Below are 18,603 nucleotides of genomic sequence, written 5' to 3' on the forward strand. Positions count from 1 at the left end.
CCCGAGCCAGGGCGTTAACCATAAAGCGTTGAGCATCACCGTGCTCTACCGGATCATCCAGATCAACGGTGGATGAAATAACATCAAAAGGATCACGGTGAGACATGCTGACTTTCTGAGTAAAGCTTTATTGGTCAATTGCCGACTGTCCGCTTCTGGCCGGTAGCCGTCAAAAAAAATTACCCCAGACCAAATACGGCGTTTAGAGATTCGATATCCCAGCGATTATCTCGCTCACTTTGGTAAACCAACACTTCGCCTGTATCAAGCAAATTTCCAAGGCGCTGCCGAATCAGCCTGATGGCAAGATGTATCGCCTGCATGGAGCTTTCACCCACAATATCCGGATATCTTTCGTCAACGCCCATCAGGGCCGCCGGACACGCCCAAGCACCACTATGCTCATAAGGCAGTCCAATGTAGGCCTGAATTAATACTTCGTCACCGTTTCCTCGCAGCCAAAGAATTTCTACGGTAGCGATAATTGCAGGATTCACTACTTTCATCTATCTCTCCCGCGCAAAAATTGTTCTGAACGGCTGCTTCTGGCCCAGGCTGTGTGAAAACTCCAAATCTTAAAATATTCGTGGGTAGGATTACCATTCCCAACACCGAGAAACCGGCGTAGCGCGCGTTTTGAGAGGCCGATTTTTTGAAGGACCAGAATTTTTCTGCGTTTTCACACAGCCTGGGCCGATTGCCGACTCTTTTAGTCGAAATTCCGATTAGCATTGGTATCGGTCGTTGTAGTAAATACCCTTGGAGTAGGCACGCATGAACGCAGCATGCAGATTTGGAGGTACTTGGCAAAAATCATAACTATGCCCCTGCTGGAATTGGATACGCATGCGAGCTGTTTGCTCGTCGTAACCAATTGCAACAATGGCGCTGGAATTTACCCGGACCATTTGCATGGCAGCTCCCGAAAGTGTTAAGACTCAAAATGGAAAAGGCTGTTCGATTAGGAGACGCTACTTCTGACCATTAGTAAACGATTCCACAACTGTAGCGTATTTTGCAACATGATATCGAAAAAGTAGCCGCAATGCACCAGTCATGTCAGCAACTACCTCGTTAAATCTCCCCGGCTTACCAATCTGCCAGCGACTGTCAGCCTCAGGCATATTAAAATACCGTCCCATGACCTCCCCCGCCTCGACCTCCGCCCTCCCAGACAGCATCCTGCTCCCTTCCCTGGCCGTCTTGGGAGGGCAGATTTCCGTCAATCTGGGGGCGGCGATTGCGAAGAATCTGTTTCCTGTCATTGGCGTGGAAGGGATCACGGCGTATCGCGTGGGGTTTTCGGCGCTGATTCTGCTGGCCATCTTCCGGCCCTGGCGCTACCGCCTGACGCGCAAGGATGTGCTCAATTTACTGGTCTACGGTTCCGTGCTGGGGCTGATGAATTTGCTGATTTACCGGGCGTTTGCGCTGATACCGATCGGCATCGCGGTGGCCATCGAGGTGACGGGGCCGCTGGCCGTGGCCATGCTGTCGTCGCGGCGTCCCCGCGATTTGCTGGCCGTGGCGTGCGCCGTGTTCGGCTTGTATTTACTGTTACCGCTGCAAGGCAGTCCGGGCAGCCTGGACCCCGTCGGCGTGGCGTATGCGCTGGGAGCGGCGCTGTGCTGGGCGCTGTATATCATCTTCGGCAAGCGCGCTTCGACCTTGCAGGGCGGCCAAGCCGTGGCCTGGGGCATGACGGTGGCGGCCATGGTGACGGTGCCCATCGGTGTCGCGTATTCGGGCACAGCCCTGCTTGCGCCGTCGATTGCCTTGATGGGCCTGGCCATAGCCATGCTCTCCAGCGCCCTGCCGTACTCTCTGGAAATCTTTGCCTTGCGCCGCTTGCCGCAAGGCGTGTTCGGCATGTTCAGCAGCGCGGCGCCAGCCGTCAGCGCGCTGGCCGCCATGGCAGTGCTGGGAGAACTGCTGAGCCTGACCCAGTGGCTGGCGATCGCCTGCATCGTGTTCGCGTCGGCCATGGCGGCGCTGGGCGCACAGGGCGGCAAGCGCTAGCGGCATCCGCCCCGTCTTGTACCGCTTCCTGCCGCACTTCCTTCATTCACAGCTGCCTGGCGTGGCTGCGCGGCTGACGGGCATATTTTGATTCCCGGCTGTAAAATGCGTCATTGCTTGCCATATCGCGCACTTCCGCCTGACCGATGACATACCCATTTCTTTTTCGCTGGTCCTCCCATCTGGCCGCCGCAGCCTTGCTGCTGGCGCCAGTCGCCGCCGCACAGGCAGCCGCTCCTGCCCCCCTCACGGGCAATGCCGAAGCAGGCAAGGCCGCCTTTCGCAAGTGCGCCTCTTGCCACCAGGTGGGGCCATCGGCGCGCGGCGGTTTTGGCCCCAAGCTGACGGGCGTGATCGGTCGCAAAGCCGGCTCCACCACCGACTATAAATACTCGGCGGCCATGAAAAACGCGAATATCGTCTGGACCGAACAAAACCTGGCCGGCTTCCTGAAAGCACCGAGCGATTTCATTCCCGGCAATAACATGCGCTTCTGGGGCATTGGCAGCGCCCAGCAAGTGGCCGATCTGCTGGCCTATCTGCGCACGCAATAAACAACTCCAGCGCACGCCTGCAGCGCTTGCAGCACACCCTTGCGCTTCTTGTGCGCCGCTTCATAGGCGCGCAGATGCTGGCGCTGGGCATCGGACAGGCCGCCCAGCCTGTCGCGGATCTGCGCCACCGTCAAATGCTGGTAGCCTGCGATCGGCAAGTCTGACGCTGCCGCATCCGAGGTGTGGCTGGGGGCCTTTTTCCGCTTCGGCGCCGCCCGGGTTTCCCCCGCCTGCGGCCTTTGCTTGTTCACGATGCGGGCCGCAACTTCTTCCTCGCGGCCCGGATAGCGCCCTTCCTGCTTGAACTCTTCTCCAGCTGCTTGAATTCACGCTCGCGCCTGGGACTGGCACCGACAGGCATATGCTTCCCCTAAGACTTGGCTGGCAGCTTGCGCACGCACAGATAGATGGAATACAACGCCGCCAACCCCACCAGCACATACACGCCGCGCGACGCCGTCGACATGGCACCGAGGATGCGGGCCACGATATCGATATCGAACAGGCCCACCAGCGCCCAGTTCAAGCCGCCCACGATCAGCAGGATCATCGAGATCCAGTCCACCACGTTCAGGCGCCTGGCCGACATTTCCTCATTTGCCGCACCGTCCGATCCTGCCTGGATATTCGCCATGTCAGCCTCCTGTGAGTAAGAAGAAAGAACCCGCGCCGGGTCTGTGCAAGGAACAGTGTAGGCACGGCATGCGCACATGCCAGTCGGACGATGCCGGGTATCGATGTAGGATAGATCTGTATTACGGCGGGTGATTTTATCCGGCAACAAACCGTGCCGCTGTTGCTAAACAGGCAGTAACTAATTCCAATATGGAAATATTTATAGATTACTTAGTACTGCGCTGCTACACTCATTTCACCCCGGCAACTTCAGGGGACAAGCGCCACGCCATGCCGCCGGCATGGGAGACGGCCACCATGGGACAACAGCTGAGGGGACATGAATATTTCAAACATACGTATCGGTGTGCGCCTGACCACAGGCTTTTTGCTCACTTCGCTTCTACTGGCCGTGGTGGTGGCCATCAGCACGTGGCAGTTGTCCACGGTGAGCGGGGAAATCGATAGCAGCGTGAACCAGCGCTATGCGCGCATCGCGCAATTGCAGGCCACGCGCAACAGTACGCAAGAACAAGCTGCCCTGCGCGAACTCGACCTGCAGATCGCCACGCAATCGGCGCAGATGCGCACGGCGGCCGAGGCTGCCATGGTACGCGCGCACGATACCAGCGTGCTGATCATCGCGCTGGGCCTGGTCGGCGGCGTGTTGAGCCTGGCCACAGCCTGGTTCATCAGCAGCGGCATCGTGCGGCCCTTGCGGCATGCCGTCAAAGTGGCCCGTAAGGTGGCTGGCGGCGACTTGAGCGAGCATATCCGCGTCGATTCCCGTGATGAAGTGGGGCAATTGCTGCAAGCCCTGAAAGACATGAATGCCAGCTTGATCACGATCGTGGGCGAGGTGCGCGGCGGCACGCACGACATCGCGGGCGCCTCCGGCGAGATTGCCGCCGGCAACCTGGACTTGTCGCAGCGCACGCAGGCGCAAGCGAGCTCTCTGGAGCGCACGGCCGCCTCGATGGACGAACTGACGGGTACCGTCAAGCAAAATGCCGATAACGCGACGCAAGCCAATCAGCTGGCCCAGTCGGCCGCCGCCGTGGCCGGCAAAGGGGGCACGGTGGTGGCGCAAGTGGTCGATACCATGAGCTCGATCAACGCGTCGTCGAAAAAGATCGTTGACATCATCGGCGTCATCGACGCCATCGCCTTCCAGACGAATATCCTGGCCTTGAATGCGGCCGTGGAAGCGGCGCGGGCCGGCGAACAAGGGCGCGGCTTTGCCGTCGTGGCCGCTGAAGTCCGTACCCTGGCGCAACGCTCGGCCGGCGCGGCCAGGGAAATCAAGCAACTGATCGGCGACTCCGTCGAGCGGGTCGACGCAGGCGCGCGCCTGGTCGACACGGCCGGCGCCACCATGCGCGAGATCGTGGCCAGCGTGCACCGCGTGACGGACATCATGGGCGAAATCAGCATGGCCAGCGGCGAGCAACTATCCGGCATTGAACAAGTCAATGCCGCCATCGTGCAGATGGAACAGGTGACGCAGCAAAACGCGGCCCTGGTGGAGCAGGCATCGACGGCTGCGGCCAGCATGCAGCAGCGCGCCACGCTACTGTCGGGCACGGTGGGCATCTTCAAGCTGAGCCGTGACCACGCCCAGACGGCGCACGGCATCAGCCTGGTGGCCGCACCGGCCAGCCACGTCGTCACCGCGCCCGAAAACATCCCTGCCGCAAGTGTTAGAGCGCGGTTGAAAGCCTGAGTTCCCGCGTCATGCAGTCGCCATCGTTGCTTGTTAGAGCTGCTTGTACATAATGGTGGTGGCGTCCAGCCGGTCGCCGGCCGGCGCCAGCGCATAGCCGGGGATGCTGCCCGCCACCGCGTAGCCGAGCGACGAGTACAACGGTTCGGCGTGGTCGCCGCTGCGCGTATCCAGAGTCAGCAGGCTGCGCGGCAAGAGGCGCGCCTGCGCTTCCAGCGCCTGCATCAGCTGGCGCGCGAGACCGCGCCGGCGGAAAGCGGGCGCGACCAGCAATTTGCGCACTTCGGCCCGGTGCGCCTGGTTGGGGTTGGTATCCCAGTCCAGCTGCACGGCGCCCGCCACCCTTCCCTCCACTTCGGCCACCAGCAGCAGGCGCACGCCGCGCGTGACGGCCGGCAAGACGTTATCCATCCAGAAGGCCTGGCTGGCCGCCGTGTCGAATGGCAAGATAAAACCGATGCTGGCGCCGTCATGCACGCAGTCTTGCAGCAAGGCGCCCAGTTCCGGCAAGCGGTCACGGATATCGGTGGACGAAAAGTGGCGTAGCGATGCGGACATGGTGACCTCAGACAAGAAAGAGAAAATAGCGGGCGCCGCTGTCCGGCGGCGTCGTGAAGGCGCTGGCGCCATGCAACTGGTAGCGCAGGCAGTCGCCGGCCAGCAAGTCGTGCGCGCGGCCATCGACCGTCACGTTCAGCTTGCCTTCCTGCAGCAACAGATGGTGTTCCATGCCGGGCCGGGGCGAGGCCGCATAGGCGATCGTCACGCCAGCGCCCAGCTCGCATTCGAGCGCTTCGCCCGCCAAGGCGCGTGACGGGGGCGACACGGAACGGCGGATAAAGCCCGTGTCGGGGTCGCTCCACACGCTTTGCTGGGCCCGCCGCAGCAGCGGTGGAAAATCGTCCTCGACCATGCGCAGCAGGCGCGACATGGCCAGGCCATACGCGGCGCACAGCTTGCCCAGCACGGCCGTCGTCGGGCTGACTTCGCCATTTTCCAGGCGAGACAATGTCGCGCGGCTGACCTGGCTGGCACTGGCCAGCTGGTCCAGCGACCAGCCCCGCTCCACGCGCAACTGCTTCAAGCGCGCTGCAAGGCGCTGTTCCGTATCGTTCTCTGCGAGTGTCAAGTTTTCCATATATGGGAATTTATCCCTTATGTGGAAAACGGTCAAGCTGTTTGCACGCTACCCCACCATGCGTGACGCGTGGCGGCACAATTCCAGGAAACCCGTCAAACGGGGCGAGAGGATCTTTTTGGACTGGCGGATCAGGTAAAAGTTGCGCGCCAATGGCGGCAGCATGGTTTCCAGCTCCACCAGTTGACCGCTGGCCAGCAGATCGGCCACCACCACGCGCGACAGGCAGGCGATGCCCAGCCCTGCCGCCGCGCCATACTTGATCGCTTCCGAATTGCTGAACTCGCCGGCGGCGCGCAAGTAGTGCAGGTAGGGCACCAAGGCTTGCTCCACGGCTTCACGCGTGCCCGAGCCCGCCTCGCGCAGCAGCCAGCCCGCCTGGTTCAATTCCGCAAAACTGAGCAAATGGCGCAGCTGTGCCAGCGGATGCGTGGGCGCGGCCACGATCAGCATCTGGTCCGTCAGCCACGGCTCCACCAGCAAGCCCGCTTCGTGGCACGGCCCTTCGATCAGGCCGATATCGACGCGAAACTCCGCCACGGCGGCCGCGATGTCGGCCGTGTTGGCGATCGTCACTTGCGGGATGCTGCGTCCGTACTGCTGCGCCGCCTGCGCGAGGATCTGCGGCAACAGGTAGATGCCGATCGTCGTGCTGGCGCCGATTTGCAGGCTGACTGGCACGGACGGGTCGGCGCCGGCGAACTGGCGCTCGATGCTGACGGCCCCGTCATGCATCTGCCGCGCCTGCGGCAACAGCAGGCGGCCATTGTCGTTGAGCAGCAATCGTTTGCCCACCCGGTCGAACAGTTGCGCGCCAAGCAAGGTTTCCAGTTCATTCAGGGCCGCGCTGGTGGCCGATTGCGACAGCGCGATCACCTCGCCGGCCGCGCTGGTGCTGCCCGTGTCCGCCACGGCGAGGAAAATCTGCAGTTGGCGCAAGGTCAAAGCCATCTCATCTACCTATTCAATTGGTTAAACATACAAAAACAATCCGTTTTACCATTTAATCGACGAACTGTACAGTCTGCCCATACGAACACAGAACCATGGAGTACGGCATGTCTTCCCTCTCAACAACGAATACAAACAGTGTCAGCGACCGCTACGGCCGATTGCTGCCCGGCCTGCTGCTGAGCGGCGTCATCGCCTGGGGCGCCATCGCGCTGGGCAAGCTGGAATGGATGCAAAGCCACGGCATGAGCGCCCTGACCCTGGCCATCATGCTGGGCATTGTGCTGGGCAACAGCGTGTATGGCCGCCTGGCGCCCACCTGCGGCGCGGGCGTGGCGTTTTCCAAGCAGACATTGTTACGACTCGGCATCATCCTGTACGGCTTCCGCCTGACGTTCCAGGATATCGGTCAGGTGGGCCTGGCCGGCATCGCCATCGACGCATTGGTGCTGGCGTCTACATTCGGACTGGCCATGTTCCTCGGCACCACAGTGTTCAAGCTGGAACGCAACAGCGCCATCCTGATCGGCGCGGGCAGCTCGATTTGCGGCGCGGCGGCCGTGATGGCGACGGAACCCGTCGTCAAGGGGCGCAGCGAAGACGTCACCGTGGCCGTCTCCACCGTCGTGGTGTTCGGCACCATCGCCATCTTTTTGTACCCGCTGCTGTACCGCTGGAACCTGGGCTGGCAGGTGCTGGGCGCCACGCCCACGGCCTTCGGCGTGTATATCGGCTCGACCGTGCATGAAGTGGCGCAAGTGGTGGCGGCCGGCAAGTCGATCGGACAGGAAGCGGCGAATGCGGCCGTGATCGCCAAGATGGTGCGCGTGATGATGCTGGCGCCCTTCCTCGTCATCCTGTCGGCGGTGCTGGCGCGCGGCAAGGCCAGGGCCGGCAGCGGCGACGGCAACGCGGCCAAGCTGGCCATTCCCTGGTTCGCCTTCATCTTTATCGGCGTCGTCGCCTTCAATTCGCTGGGCGTGCTGCCAGCAAGCATGGTGGCCACCATTACCGATATCGATACGGCCCTGCTGGCCATGGCCATGGCGGCCCTGGGCTTGACGACGCACATGTCGGCCATCCGCCGCGCCGGCATCAAGCCCCTGCTGCTGGCCGGCCTGCTGTTCTGCTGGCTGATCGCCGGTGGTGCCGCCATCAACCATGTGGTCGCCAGCCTGTTTGCATGATGTCAATCCGGGGCCGCTGACGCGGGAGTCGAAAACTTCGTACAATATGCGTGTTTTGACTCTCCATCCGGCTTTGGCCCCATCCAGGAACATCCATGCATCTCTCGAACTGGCTGCTTTTCTGCAGCGTCGCCCTGCTCGTCACGTTTTCTCCCGGCCCGGCCGTCTTGCTGGCCATCTCGAATGCCATCGCCGTCGGCCCGCGCCGCGCCATGATCAGCAGCATGGGCAATGGTTTTGGTTTGTTCATCATTTCTGGCGTGGCCATGGCCGGCATGGGCGTCGTGCTGGCCACCTCGGCCACGGCCTTCATGCTGCTGAAACTGGCTGGCGCCCTGTACCTGGTGTTCCTGGGCATCAAGCAATGGCGCAGCAAGACCAGCGTCGTGGCCGCTGCCCCCGTGGTACAAGGCGCGGCCAATCCAAATTCGTTCTGGAAACTGTTCCGCCAGGGCTTGACGGTGGCGCTGACCAATCCCAAGGCCATCCTGTTCTTTTCGGCCCTGTTCCCGCAATTCATCACGCCGGGCGAACCCGTGGCCATCCAGTTCACCGTGCTGACGACCTCGTTTGTCGCCTGCGCCATGCTGGCGCACTTGTTCTACGCCAACCTGGCGCGCCTGCTGAAAACCCAGCTGGCTACGCCGGGCCGCGCCAGGCTGTTCAACCGCATCTGCGGCGGCGCCTTCGTCTTGCTGGGCCTGAGCCTGCTGCGCCTGCGCAGCAAGGCCGCGTAATTCACTACTGCGACAAAAACGCCTCGATGCTGGCCGCCAGGGCCAGCGGCGTTTCATTCATCGGATAGTGTCCCGCATTACCCAGCACCTCCAGCCGGGCTTGCGGGTACCACGCCAGATAAGTGCGGCGCATCAGGGCCGCGTCGAAGCGCGGGTCGTGCTCGCCCACCAGCGCCAGCAAGGGCAGTTTCGGCGCCGCCCGCATCACCTCCCCGCTGAAATCCGTCCCGCTCCACGCGAGGAAATAGCTTGCAAACGCGGCCTGATCCGCACTCTCCCACGAGTATTGCGCCTTCCAGTCCAGCCAAGTAGCTGGCAGGCGCCCGCCCGTGCTGCGGGCGATGATGGCGCGCCGCGCCTGCACACTGCCGCTGGCGTCGAGAAACAGTTGCCGCGCCTCCCCGTCGAACGCCACGCCGCAACAGGGCACGGGCGCCACGGCCACCAGCTTGCGCAGACGCAAGGGCGCGAGCAAGGCCAGCCGTTCCAGCGCCATGCCGCCCATGGAATGACCCACCACGCTGAAGGTGGCAAAGCCCAGCGCATCGGCCAAGGCCAGCGCGTCGCGGGCCACCTCGTCCATTGAGTACTCGCCCGCCGCGCCGCGCATGCCGCCATAGCCGCGATTGTCCATGAAGACATAGCTGAAGGCGCCGCCATCGAGCCCCGCTTCCATCGGGGAAAAAGCGTGGGCGTCGCCAAACCAGCCGTGCAGGACGATGACGGCGTGAGGGCCATGGCCCACGCGATGATAGGTATTATGCATACACGCTCCTGAAAAAGAATGCATGGTAAAAGAAGGTCAAACGGCCCGCCTTCGATGCCAGGTCAAATACTGTAGAGTGTGGGCCATGGATGATTTTTATACGGAAGTGCCCCGCCCCTTGATCGCCACGGCGCGCGACCATGCCGCCGATGCCGTCTTTCCCAGCCATAGCCATGCGCGCGGGCAATTCGCGTATGCGGCGCGCGGGGGCATCAGCGTGCACACGCCGCAAGGCAACTGGCTGGTGCCGCCGCAGCGCGCTTGCTGGGTACCGGCCCAGCTCGTCCACGGCATGCGCATGCATGGCGCCGTGACCATGCACAATGTGTTTATCGATGCGCCCGCCATCGCCGGGATGGGCTTGCCGTCCCACTGCCAGGTGCTGGACGCTTCGCCGCTGCTGCGCCAGCTGCTGGCCGAGGCCGTGACCGTGGATGCCTTGTACGTGGAACAATCGCGCGCCGGACGATTGATGGCTCTGCTGCTCGACGAGATCGCCGCGGCCCGCCCCCTGCCCTTGAGCGCGCCCCTGCCGCAGGAACCGCGGCTGGCGCGGCTGTGCATGGACATGCTGCGGCAACCGAGCCTGGACTGCAGCCTGGACGCGATGGCGGCGCAGGCCGGCATGAGCCGGCGCACCTTTACGCGGCAATTTCGCGCCCAGACGGGACTGGCCTTTGCCCAATGGCGCCAACAGGCATGTTTGCTGGCGGCCATCACGCGCCTGGCCGAAGGCCAAGCCGTCACCAGGGTCGCGCTCGACCTCGGCTATGCCAGCCCCAGCGCCTTCACGGCCGCCTTCCGCCGCGTGCTGGGCCAGGCGCCCAGCGACTATCTGTCGAACTAGGCAATGATGGCGGCGATGCGCCGGTCCAGCGCCTGCGCCAGTTTCTGCACATGGTAGCCGTCGACAAAACCATGGTGGGCCTGGGCGGAAAACGGGATGCGCATGCGGCCGTCAGCCTGCGCGGGGCCGAACTTGCCCCAGGTAAAGGTCGGGATATCAGCGTCGCGGTGGCGGTGGATCGGGTGTTCGATGGCCGCCAGTTCCAGCCATGGCAGGCAGGTGATGAAGACATTGTTGCGCTGCTCGCGCTCCGTCTCGCCCTCGCCTATGTTGATCAGCGCGGAACTGCTTTCGGCGATGCGTTTCGCTTCCAGGCTGCGTTCGATGAACAAGTCCAACTGGTCCGTCATGGTGAAACGCGTGTAATTGAGGTTTTCATCGCCATTGATGACGGTATACGAGGCGGGAAAATCATCGATCTTGATCACTTCGCCCTGGTAGATGCGATACATGAACTGATCGATCTCCCTGACCGTGTTCAGCAGGCAGAACAGGAAGAAGTGGAACACGGGGATTTTCCGTTCCTTGCACCAGGGCCGGAAATCCGGCACGTCGAGCTGGAAGTTGATGTTGACGAGGGGATTGTCAAACGCCCGGAACAAGTCATAGCGGTCGCGCCGCTTTTCAAAATTTTTCATGCGGCGAGTGTAGACGATGGGGGGACTGATGGGCAAGTCACGCCGTATCGGCAGCGCTGTCCCGCAAAATCTCCCGGGCCACCTCGGCCACGCCTTCTTCCAGTTCTCCCCCCGTTGGTGCATGGGCGAAGCGTTGCAATTCCCCGTCCAATTCGAATGCCAGCTCCCGTGAATGGCGCACGATGCCATGCAAAACAAAATACTTCCATTGTTCGTCATTACCGGCCAGCACCGCTTTGACATACGGGGCGAGACGTGGACCGATGCCTGCCAGATACGGCAGGAGCACGCCGGCCACCGGCCAGTTCGCATCTTGCACCCACTCGAGGATCTGCGGCATGGCTGGACGGATTTGCTCCCAGCTCAAGGCGATCAGGGCTTGCGCGTTGCGCGTATCGTGCTTATCGCGCGGCAGTGGCAGACTCATGCGAGGCCTCCCGTCATGCGGTGCCGCCGTGCGCCAGGCCCCGCTGCACTTTCCACGCCAGTGGCAAGGTCAGCAGCAATACGGCCGCCAGCGCCAGCAGGGCCGTGTGCACGCTCGTATGGTCGCCCAGCGCGCCGAACAATACGGGCGACAGCGCGCCGCCGCCGATGCTGCCCGTGTAGAACAGGGCGAACGCGTGCTCGCGCTTGCCGGGCTCGGCCAGCTCCGGCACCGCGCCATACAGCACGGACGAGGTGCCATTGAGCGCCAGCCCCAGCAGTGGCAGCATGGCCATGATGCCGACCAGCGGCAGCCACAGGGCCGCGACGATGAGCATGGACGTCATCGATTCCGTCAGCCACACGGTCTTCATCATGCCGATGCGCGCGCCCAGATAGCCGCACAGCAGCTTGCCGAAGGCGCCGCCCACGAACAGCAGGGATAGCGCCACGCCGATGCCGGCCGTGCCCGCGCCCTTGCTTTTCAGCAGGAATGGCAGGAAAGTCAAAAAGCCCATGCGCACGGCGCTGTCCAGGGTGCCCGTGGCCAGCAGCGCGCGAAAACTGCCTTTCGCGCCGCTGCCCGTGATCGTCTTGCCCGCTTTTTTCTGGCTGGCCTGCAGCTCGCCCGGCTTGGGCAGCAGCCACCACAGCAAGCCGGCCGCCGCCAGGCCCAGCAAGCCCAGCAGCGAGACGCTCGCTTGCCAGCTGCACACCAGCAACAGCAAGCCCACCAGCGCGGGTATCAGGGTCTTGCCGATGTCGCCGGCAAAGTTGTAGTGCGACAGCGCCTCCTTCACGCCGCCGCCCGCCTCGTGCGTGTCGGTGACGATGGACGAGGCCAGCGGATGCTGCGTGCTGGCACCCAGGCCGCCCAGCAGCAAGGCGATCAGCAGCACGGCCAGGCCGCCCGCCTGCCCGGCGATCAGGTAAGCGACCCCGGCCAGCGCCGTGCCGCCCACGAGCAGGCGCTCGCGGCCCCAGCGTTTCGCCATGCGGCTGGCCAGCAGCTGGAAGCCGGCCATCATGCCCGAGTAGGAACCGCGCAACAGGCCCACCATGGCGTAGCTGATGCCGAACTGCGCCTGCCAGATGGGCAGGAGCACATAGATCACGTCCGTCAAGCCGTCATGCACGGCATGCGCGCTGCAGGCGGCGAACAGCGAGCGGCGGCGGATCGATTTGTCGGAGGGAGTGACTGCGGGGGACAGCGTGGTGGCGGACGGTTCGTTCATGGTTTTGCAAGCGGGAAAAACGCGAGGCAGCCAGCTTACACCAATTGGCAACTTCGCATCTCAAGGCGTGACAAGAATAATATTATTGCAAGATCAAGAGTGCGCAGGCGCCGGACAAGCGCAAGCCAGGCCCGGCGCCCTCGCCTCGACGGCGCCGGGTTCCCGCCTTACTTGGCCATCGCATCCTTGGCCATGCCATCCTTTTTCATGTCATCCTTCTTCATGCCGTCTTTTGCCATGGCATCTTTCGCCATGCCATCCTTGGCCATGTGATCCTTCTTCATGTGTTTCTTCGCCATCGGCTTGTGCATGCCGTCCTGGCCCATCGCATCCTTGTGCATGGCGTCCTTGTGCATGGCATCCTTGTGCATGGCATCGGCAGAGGCGTCCTTGGCCATGGCGTCTTTCTTCATGGCGTCCTGGGCGAACGCGGTGCCCGACATGAGGATGGCGGAAGCGAGGATGGCGGCGACGGTGGTGATGGTGGTTTTCATGATATGTCCTTGTCTCTGGGTTAGTTGGGCAAATGCCCGGTGTGAAAACGACTGCGGTGCTGCAGGGTGCTGCTAAAAATGTTCAAGAGCCGCCAAACCAGTTATATCCTTGGTTCTCCCAATACCCTCCCGGATACGTGTTCGTCACGAAAATGGCCTGGATGTGCTTGGGATTCTTGTAGCCCAGCTTGGTCGGCATGCGCAATTTCATCGGGTAACCGTATTTCGGCGGCAATGGCTGGCCGTCGTACGTCAAGGCCATGATGGTTTGCGGATGCAGGGCCGTGGCTATGTCGATGCTGGTGAAATAATCGTCGGCGCAACGGAAGCCGATGTATTTGGCCGTCGTGTCGGCGCCGATGCGCTTGAGGAAGTGGGAAAACGGCACGCCGCCCCACTTGCCGATGGCGCTCCAGCCTTCCACGCAGATGTGGCGCGTGACCTGCGTTTCCTGCGGCAGGGCGCGCAGTTGGGGCAAGCTCCATGGTTTCTTGTCGGCGATCAAGCCGCTCAATTCCAGGCGCCAGGCGTCGCCATCGACCTCTTCCACCTCGTCCTCGCCGTAATACGCGTTGAAGGGAAACGGCCGGGTGATCATGGAATCCGGGTACGTGGGTGCCAGTTTATGCGGGTCGAACAGCCAGCCCTGCACCGTGTCGTTGAAGCGCGAGACGGCCGTCAGCGCCGTCTCGATGCTGGCCGGGTCGCTGACGTTGCAACCGGTCAGCAGGGACAGGCCGCCCAGGGTCAGGCTGCGCTGCAGGAACAGCCGGCGCGACGGCTGCTTGATCTGGCGCAAGGCGTCGGCCAGCATGGCCTGGCCCTCTTCTTGCTCGATGATGGTTTTTTTCATGATCGTTTCCTTTAACGTCCCCGCAGCATGGCGACCAGGGTGCGCGGCACCAGCGCCACCATCAGCAAATGCACGCCGACAAAGCCCGTCAGCAGCGCCATGGCGATGAAGTGGACTCGGCGCGCGCTCTCATAGCCGCCAATGAGCTCGCGCAGCAGGGGGAATTGCACGGATTTCCACAGCACCAGGCCGGACAGCACCAGCACGATGCAGTCGAGCATGACGAACAGGTAGGCGGCGCGCTGCACCATGTTGTAATGGCGCGGGTCCGCATGGGCCAGCTTGCCCTTCAGCGCGGCGACGAAATCGGCCAGCAGCGCGCGCGGCGACAAGGGAAAGAACTGGCGCCGCAGCCGTCCCGTGACGATATTGATGATCAGATACAGCAAGCCATTGGCCACCAGCAGCCACATGGCGGCGAAATGCCATTGCAGGGCGCCGCCCAGCCAGCCGCCCAGGGTCAGCGCGCGCGGCAGTTCGAACGGGAAGAATGGCGCCGCGTTATAGATGCGCCAGCCGCTGGTGGCCAGCACCACGACGGCCACGGCATTGAGCCAGTGCGTCAGGCGCAGCCAGGCGGGGTGGATCACGCTCGCTTGTCCGTTCATCACATCGCTCCCTTCGCGCAGGATGCCGTGCTGACGGCTTGCAGGATGGCGCTGCTGTCGGCCCGCTGCACGAAGGCCACCACTTGCAGCTGCTCCGGGCGCCAGCTGGCGGGAAGTTGCACTTCGCGGCGCAGCCGGGCGCGGCCCTGCGCCAGCGCAACTGGCCCCAGCCACAGGCGCACGGCCGCATCGTGGCGCAGGGTGGCGCCCCGGTTTTCGCCGCGCAGCACGGTCGAGACGATGCCGCTTTCGCTGATGGCCACATACAGCTGGCCGCCCGTCTGCCCATCCGGCGCGCTGGCATCGGCTTCAAGCACCAGTTTGCCTCCTGGCGCCGGCGTGGCGGACAGGCCGATGTTGACGGGCGCGGCGGTCGCGTTGATACGGCGGATGGCGGCCGGCAGCTGCGTATCCCAGCCGCGCAATTCCGTGCCGCCGACGAAAAACTGCGGCGTGTAGGCCACGTGGCGAGGCTGGTGGCGCAGCAGCTCGGCCTGGCGAGAGTCAAATTGCGCCTGCGCCAGCGGGTCCGTCCAGCCGATCTGGTCCCAGTACGTGACGTGCAGGGCCAGCGGCACGACCAGGCTGGCCGCGCCCGCCTCCTTGCGCAAGGCGTTCAGGCGGCGGTCGGCGGGCGGGCAGCTGGAGCAGCCTTCGCTGCTGTACAGCTCCACCAGCGCCGCCGTCCGCGGACCGCTTTGCACGGCGCAGCGCTGGCCGGCGGCCAGTTGCGCGTATGCGGGTGCCGTCGCGGCCCACAGGCAGAGCGGAACGAGGCTGGCGGCAAGGCGGTGCTTGATGTGCATGATGACTACCCGTTATAGTGAATGAAGAAACGTGCTTGCCTGTCAATTCGCCGCGATGGCGGGATTGGTTACAGCCGCCGGCAAAATTAGTGATATCTATTTTTTTCAACGCCTGTCACCTAAGGCCCGCATGGAACGAATACCTGTCAGTGAGCACCTGCATGGCACGGAATTGCGGCTGCATGGCTTGATGCTGCGCGGGCTGGAAGGCGATGCGGCGGCGTACCGCAGTTTTTTGCAGGCAAGCAGTGCGCACTTGCGCGCGTTTTTCCGGCGCCGCCTGCAGCGCTGGCCGGACGAGGTGGAGGACCTGGTGCAGGAATGTCTGCTGGCCATCCACAACCAGCGCCTGACGTATGACACGGGCGTGCCGCTGACGTCGTGGATCCATGCGATCGCGCGCTACAAAATGATCGACTGGCTGCGCCGGCATGGGCGGCGCGAGGCGCAGCACTTGCCGTATGACGAAGAAGATAGCGCGCAGGAACTGTTTTCCAGCGCCGATGCCGAGGCGGCCGAGGCCAGCCGCGACCTGGGCAAGCTGCTGGCCACCTTGCCGGCGCAGCAGCGCGACGCCATCGTGCATACCAAGCTCGACGGATGGTCCGTGCGCGACACGGCGGCCGCCATGGGTATTTCGGAAGCCAGCGTCAAGGTGGCCGTGCATCGCGGCTTGAAGGCGCTGGCCGCCAATTTGAGGATAGAAGGAAGCACATCATGAAAACCGATGACTTGATCGCCATGCTGGCCAGGGGCCCCGACGTGGCCGCCGCGCCGCCCCCGGGCGCCGGCTGGCGCGCCGCCGGCACCCTGGGCGCCGGCCTGCTGGCCAGCGTGGCGCTGATGGCCATGCTGCTGGGCGTGCGCCCCAACCTGGAACAGCTGGCCCTGCTGCCCGACTTTTGGATCAAGGTCGGCTTTGTCGTGTGCCTGTCGCTGGCGGCCTGGCAAGTCAGCCGCCGCCTGTGCGTGCCGGGCGCCGCCACGCGCGCCCTGCCCCTGCTGCTCGCCATGCCCCTGCTGCTGATGTGGGCGCTGGGCGCCATCATCGTGCAGGAAGCAGCACCCGAGCAGCGCGCCGAACTGTTCTGGGGCGCCACCTGGCGCAGCTGCCCCTTGCTGATCGCCACCCTCTCCCTGCCCATCCTGGCCGCCGTGCTGCGCCTGATGCGCCAGCTGGCGCCGACCCGCCTGCGCCTGGCGGGCGCGGCCGCCGGCTTTGCCGCCGGCGCCATGGCGGCCCTCGTCTACTGCCTGCACTGCCCCGAACTGGCGGCCAGCTTCGTCGGCTTCTGGTACGTGCTGGGCATGCTGGCGCCGGCCGCCATCGGCGCGGCCATCGGCCCCGCAGTGCTGGCCTGGTAAGCGGCCGGCAAGGTGACATGAACACATTGACAAAGAGTTGAATCCGTTTTTTTCCCCCGGTCGTATAAGTCAGGCAGCCTGCAGTTTCTTGGACTGGTCTGTCAACGCCAACAACAATCGGGAGAATCGAAATGTCTTTGTCACTGTCAAAAACCACCGTGGGCGCCGCCCTGCTGGGCAACCTGCTGGCCTTGGCCATCGCGCCAGCGGCCCATGCCTCCAGCCACCGCGAAGCGCCGTTCATCACGCAAAACCCGAAAGTCGACGCCACCGACTTCTATATGTTCCGCAGCTATGAGGCGGGCCGCGGCGCCTACACCACCCTGGTGGCCGACTATATTCCCCTGCAAGACGCCTACGGCGGCCCGAACTACTTCGCCATGGACCCGAACGCCCTGTATGAAATCCATATCGACAACAATGGCGACGGCAAGGAAGACCTCACCTTCCAGTTCCGCTTTACCAACACCATCAAGGATGGCCAGTTCACCGTGGGCGGCAAGAAAGTGTCGATTCCGCTGGTGATCAACGGCGGCGCCATCGATTCCGTCAACCCGGCCGGCCTGAACGTGCGCGAAACCTACAGCGTGACGGTGGTGCGCGGCGACCGCCGCACGGGCACGCGCAGCAGCGTGACCAACGCCAGCGGCGGCGGCACGACCTTCGACAAGCCCGTCGACTACATCGGCACCAAGTCCATCCCCAACTACGCCGCGTATGCCGCGCAGCACGTCTACGCGGTCAACATCCCCGGCTGCGGCACGCCGGCGCGCATGTTCGTCGGCCAGCGCAAGGACCCGTTCGTCGTGAACCTCGGTGAAACATTCGACTTGATCAACATCAAGGCGCCCGCCACGGAATTCGCCGCGAATGCGGAATCGGCCGCCAAGGATGACCTGGCGCGCAAAAACGTCACGGCCATCGAGATGGAAGTGCCGACCGCCTGCCTGACGGCCGGCAGCGACCCCGTCATCGGCGGCTGGACCACGGCCAGCCTGCGCCAGGGCCGTCTGCTGAACCCGGCGCCGGGCACGAGCACGACGGCGTCGAAGGAAGGCGGCGCGTGGGTGCAGGTGTCGCGCCTCGGCATGCCGCTGGTGAATGAACTGGTCATCGGCTTGAAGGACAAGGACCGCTTCAACGCCAGCAAACCGTCGGGCGACGCGCAATTTGCCGACTACGTCACCAACCCGACGGCGCCGGCGCTGGTGGAAGTGCTGTTCGGCTCGGCAGGCGCCAAGGCGCCCACCAACTTCCCCCGCAACGACCTGGTGGCCACCTTTTTGACGGGCATCAAGGGCGTCAACCAGCCCGTCACCGTGACGGCATCGGAAATGCTGCGCCTGAACACCTCGATCGCGGCCACCAATGTCGGCGCGCAAAACCGCCTCGGCGTGATCGGCGGCGATAACGCGGGCTTCCCGAACGGCCGCCGCCCCGGCGACGACGTGGTCGACGTGGTGCTGCGCGTGGCCATGGGCAAGCTGTGCACGCTGAACATCGGCTGCGCCCCGGCCGACGCGCCCGCCGGCGGCCTGCACTTCACGGACGGCGCCTTCCTCGATGAAACCGCGTTCACGGCTGGTTTCCCCTACCTGAAAACACCCGTGGCCGGTTCGCCGCAACTGTAAGCCAACCAGG

The 18,603-nt window shown here is 63.6% G+C and carries 24 protein-coding genes; 9 read left to right on the top strand and 15 right to left on the bottom strand.

Annotated features, from left to right (window positions below; genetic code table 11):
• Nucleotides 1-179: 179 nt before the first annotated feature.
• The gene (locus GCN78_RS20460) at nucleotides 180-506 is read right to left on the bottom strand and encodes a hypothetical protein (protein WP_152253331.1); all 327 of its coding nucleotides are present in this window, start codon (nucleotides 504-506) and stop codon (nucleotides 180-182) included.
• Nucleotides 507-725: 219 nt separating this feature from the next.
• A complete protein-coding gene (locus GCN78_RS20465) occupies nucleotides 726-914 on the bottom strand; it encodes a KTSC domain-containing protein (RefSeq protein ID WP_152253332.1) in 189 nt (62 codons plus the stop codon).
• 226 nt (nucleotides 915-1,140) lie between these two features.
• Here GCN78_RS20465 and GCN78_RS20470 point away from each other — a divergent pair, with 226 nt between their 5' ends.
• Together GCN78_RS20470 and GCN78_RS20475 are read left to right on the top strand one after the other, a co-directional pair.
• On the top strand, nucleotides 1,141-2,019 hold the full coding sequence (locus GCN78_RS20470; RefSeq protein WP_070260689.1) for an EamA family transporter: 879 nt from the start codon (nucleotides 1,141-1,143) through the stop codon (nucleotides 2,017-2,019).
• A 146-nt stretch (nucleotides 2,020-2,165) separates the two neighbouring features.
• On the top strand, nucleotides 2,166-2,573 hold the full coding sequence (locus GCN78_RS20475) for a c-type cytochrome (protein ID WP_152253333.1): 408 nt from the start codon (nucleotides 2,166-2,168) through the stop codon (nucleotides 2,571-2,573).
• On the opposite strand, the gene GCN78_RS20480 is transcribed toward GCN78_RS20475, so the two are convergent.
• Together GCN78_RS20480 and GCN78_RS20485 are read right to left on the bottom strand one after the other, a co-directional pair.
• On the bottom strand, nucleotides 2,555-2,824 hold the full coding sequence (locus GCN78_RS20480; RefSeq protein WP_226939744.1) for a hypothetical protein: 270 nt from the start codon (nucleotides 2,822-2,824) through the stop codon (nucleotides 2,555-2,557). The two genes, GCN78_RS20475 and GCN78_RS20480, sit on opposite strands and share 19 nt — an antisense overlap.
• A gap of 119 nt (nucleotides 2,825-2,943) precedes the next feature.
• Entirely contained in the window at nucleotides 2,944-3,207 is a 264-nt protein-coding gene (locus GCN78_RS20485; RefSeq protein ID WP_226939745.1) for a DUF378 domain-containing protein, read from the bottom strand.
• A gap of 321 nt (nucleotides 3,208-3,528) precedes the next feature.
• On the opposite strand from GCN78_RS20485, the gene GCN78_RS20490 reads away from it, so the two are divergent.
• On the top strand, nucleotides 3,529-4,911 hold the full coding sequence (locus GCN78_RS20490) for a methyl-accepting chemotaxis protein (protein ID WP_152253334.1): 1,383 nt from the start codon (nucleotides 3,529-3,531) through the stop codon (nucleotides 4,909-4,911).
• 33 nt (nucleotides 4,912-4,944) lie between these two features.
• Here GCN78_RS20490 and GCN78_RS20495 read toward each other — a convergent pair whose 3' ends face one another.
• The 3 genes from GCN78_RS20495 to GCN78_RS20505 are packed head-to-tail and all read right to left on the bottom strand — an operon-like array spanning nucleotide 4,945 to nucleotide 7,000.
• Nucleotides 4,945-5,469 carry a GNAT family N-acetyltransferase gene (locus GCN78_RS20495; RefSeq protein ID WP_152253335.1) on the bottom strand — a complete coding sequence of 175 codons (525 nt, stop codon included), beginning with the start codon at nucleotides 5,467-5,469 and terminating at the stop codon, nucleotides 4,945-4,947.
• A gap of 7 nt (nucleotides 5,470-5,476) precedes the next feature.
• On the bottom strand, nucleotides 5,477-6,049 hold the full coding sequence (locus GCN78_RS20500; protein WP_152253336.1) for a helix-turn-helix domain-containing protein: 573 nt from the start codon (nucleotides 6,047-6,049) through the stop codon (nucleotides 5,477-5,479).
• Nucleotides 6,050-6,097: 48 nt separating this feature from the next.
• On the bottom strand, nucleotides 6,098-7,000 hold the full coding sequence (locus GCN78_RS20505; protein ID WP_152253337.1) for a LysR family transcriptional regulator: 903 nt from the start codon (nucleotides 6,998-7,000) through the stop codon (nucleotides 6,098-6,100).
• Nucleotides 7,001-7,107: 107 nt separating this feature from the next.
• Here GCN78_RS20505 and GCN78_RS20510 point away from each other — a divergent pair, with 107 nt between their 5' ends.
• Nucleotides 7,108-8,187: a YeiH family protein gene (locus tag GCN78_RS20510; RefSeq protein ID WP_226939746.1), complete on the top strand. Its 1,080-nt coding sequence runs from the start codon at nucleotides 7,108-7,110 to the stop codon at nucleotides 8,185-8,187.
• Between the two features lie 95 nt (nucleotides 8,188-8,282).
• Nucleotides 8,283-8,924, top strand: coding sequence for a LysE family translocator (locus GCN78_RS20515; RefSeq protein ID WP_152253339.1), 642 nt, complete (start codon nucleotides 8,283-8,285; stop codon nucleotides 8,922-8,924).
• Nucleotides 8,925-8,928: 4 nt separating this feature from the next.
• Here GCN78_RS20515 and GCN78_RS20520 read toward each other — a convergent pair whose 3' ends face one another.
• A complete protein-coding gene (locus tag GCN78_RS20520) occupies nucleotides 8,929-9,690 on the bottom strand; it encodes an alpha/beta fold hydrolase (RefSeq protein ID WP_152253340.1) in 762 nt (253 codons plus the stop codon).
• A gap of 85 nt (nucleotides 9,691-9,775) precedes the next feature.
• Here GCN78_RS20520 and GCN78_RS20525 point away from each other — a divergent pair, with 85 nt between their 5' ends.
• Entirely contained in the window at nucleotides 9,776-10,537 is a 762-nt protein-coding gene (locus tag GCN78_RS20525) for an AraC family transcriptional regulator (RefSeq protein WP_193316809.1), read from the top strand.
• Here the strand turns inward: GCN78_RS20525 and GCN78_RS20530 are convergent.
• The 7 genes from GCN78_RS20530 to GCN78_RS20560 form a co-directional block, all read right to left on the bottom strand.
• Nucleotides 10,534-11,175, bottom strand: a complete 642-nt coding sequence (locus GCN78_RS20530; protein WP_152253342.1) for a CatA-like O-acetyltransferase — start codon at nucleotides 11,173-11,175, stop codon at nucleotides 10,534-10,536. The two genes, GCN78_RS20525 and GCN78_RS20530, sit on opposite strands and share 4 nt — an antisense overlap.
• 37 nt (nucleotides 11,176-11,212) lie before the next feature.
• Nucleotides 11,213-11,602, bottom strand: a complete 390-nt coding sequence (locus GCN78_RS20535; protein WP_152253343.1) for a DUF5071 domain-containing protein — start codon at nucleotides 11,600-11,602, stop codon at nucleotides 11,213-11,215.
• A 13-nt stretch (nucleotides 11,603-11,615) separates the two neighbouring features.
• Nucleotides 11,616-12,836, bottom strand: coding sequence for an MFS transporter (locus tag GCN78_RS20540; RefSeq protein WP_152253344.1), 1,221 nt, complete (start codon nucleotides 12,834-12,836; stop codon nucleotides 11,616-11,618).
• A gap of 167 nt (nucleotides 12,837-13,003) precedes the next feature.
• Nucleotides 13,004-13,330 carry a pentapeptide MXKDX repeat protein gene (locus GCN78_RS20545; RefSeq protein WP_193316810.1) on the bottom strand — a complete coding sequence of 109 codons (327 nt, stop codon included), beginning with the start codon at nucleotides 13,328-13,330 and terminating at the stop codon, nucleotides 13,004-13,006.
• An 82-nt stretch (nucleotides 13,331-13,412) separates the two neighbouring features.
• Nucleotides 13,413-14,144, bottom strand: coding sequence for a molybdopterin-dependent oxidoreductase (locus GCN78_RS20550; RefSeq protein WP_413465225.1), 732 nt, complete (start codon nucleotides 14,142-14,144; stop codon nucleotides 13,413-13,415).
• Between the two features lie 50 nt (nucleotides 14,145-14,194).
• On the bottom strand, nucleotides 14,195-14,791 hold the full coding sequence (locus GCN78_RS20555) for a cytochrome b/b6 domain-containing protein (RefSeq protein ID WP_152253347.1): 597 nt from the start codon (nucleotides 14,789-14,791) through the stop codon (nucleotides 14,195-14,197).
• Complete coding sequence (locus tag GCN78_RS20560) at nucleotides 14,791-15,597, bottom strand: DUF1223 domain-containing protein (RefSeq protein WP_152253348.1); 807 nt, start codon at nucleotides 15,595-15,597, stop codon at nucleotides 14,791-14,793. The genes GCN78_RS20555 and GCN78_RS20560 overlap by 1 nt, the downstream gene beginning before the upstream one ends.
• 130 nt (nucleotides 15,598-15,727) lie before the next feature.
• On the opposite strand from GCN78_RS20560, the gene GCN78_RS20565 reads away from it, so the two are divergent.
• The 3 genes from GCN78_RS20565 (at nucleotide 15,728) to GCN78_RS20575 (ending at nucleotide 18,593) form a co-directional block, all read left to right on the top strand.
• The gene (locus GCN78_RS20565; protein ID WP_152253349.1) at nucleotides 15,728-16,318 is read left to right on the top strand and encodes a sigma-70 family RNA polymerase sigma factor; all 591 of its coding nucleotides are present in this window, start codon (nucleotides 15,728-15,730) and stop codon (nucleotides 16,316-16,318) included.
• Nucleotides 16,315-16,962, top strand: coding sequence for an NrsF family protein (locus GCN78_RS20570; protein WP_152253350.1), 648 nt, complete (start codon nucleotides 16,315-16,317; stop codon nucleotides 16,960-16,962). The genes GCN78_RS20565 and GCN78_RS20570 overlap by 4 nt, the downstream gene beginning before the upstream one ends.
• Nucleotides 16,963-17,093: 131 nt before the next feature.
• Nucleotides 17,094-18,593: a DUF4331 domain-containing protein gene (locus tag GCN78_RS20575; RefSeq protein WP_152253351.1), complete on the top strand. Its 1,500-nt coding sequence runs from the start codon at nucleotides 17,094-17,096 to the stop codon at nucleotides 18,591-18,593.
• The last annotated feature ends 10 nt before the right edge of the window (nucleotides 18,594-18,603 follow it).

This window comes from Janthinobacterium rivuli, from assembly GCF_009208735.1.
Lineage (GTDB): Bacteria > Pseudomonadota > Gammaproteobacteria > Burkholderiales > Burkholderiaceae_D > Janthinobacterium.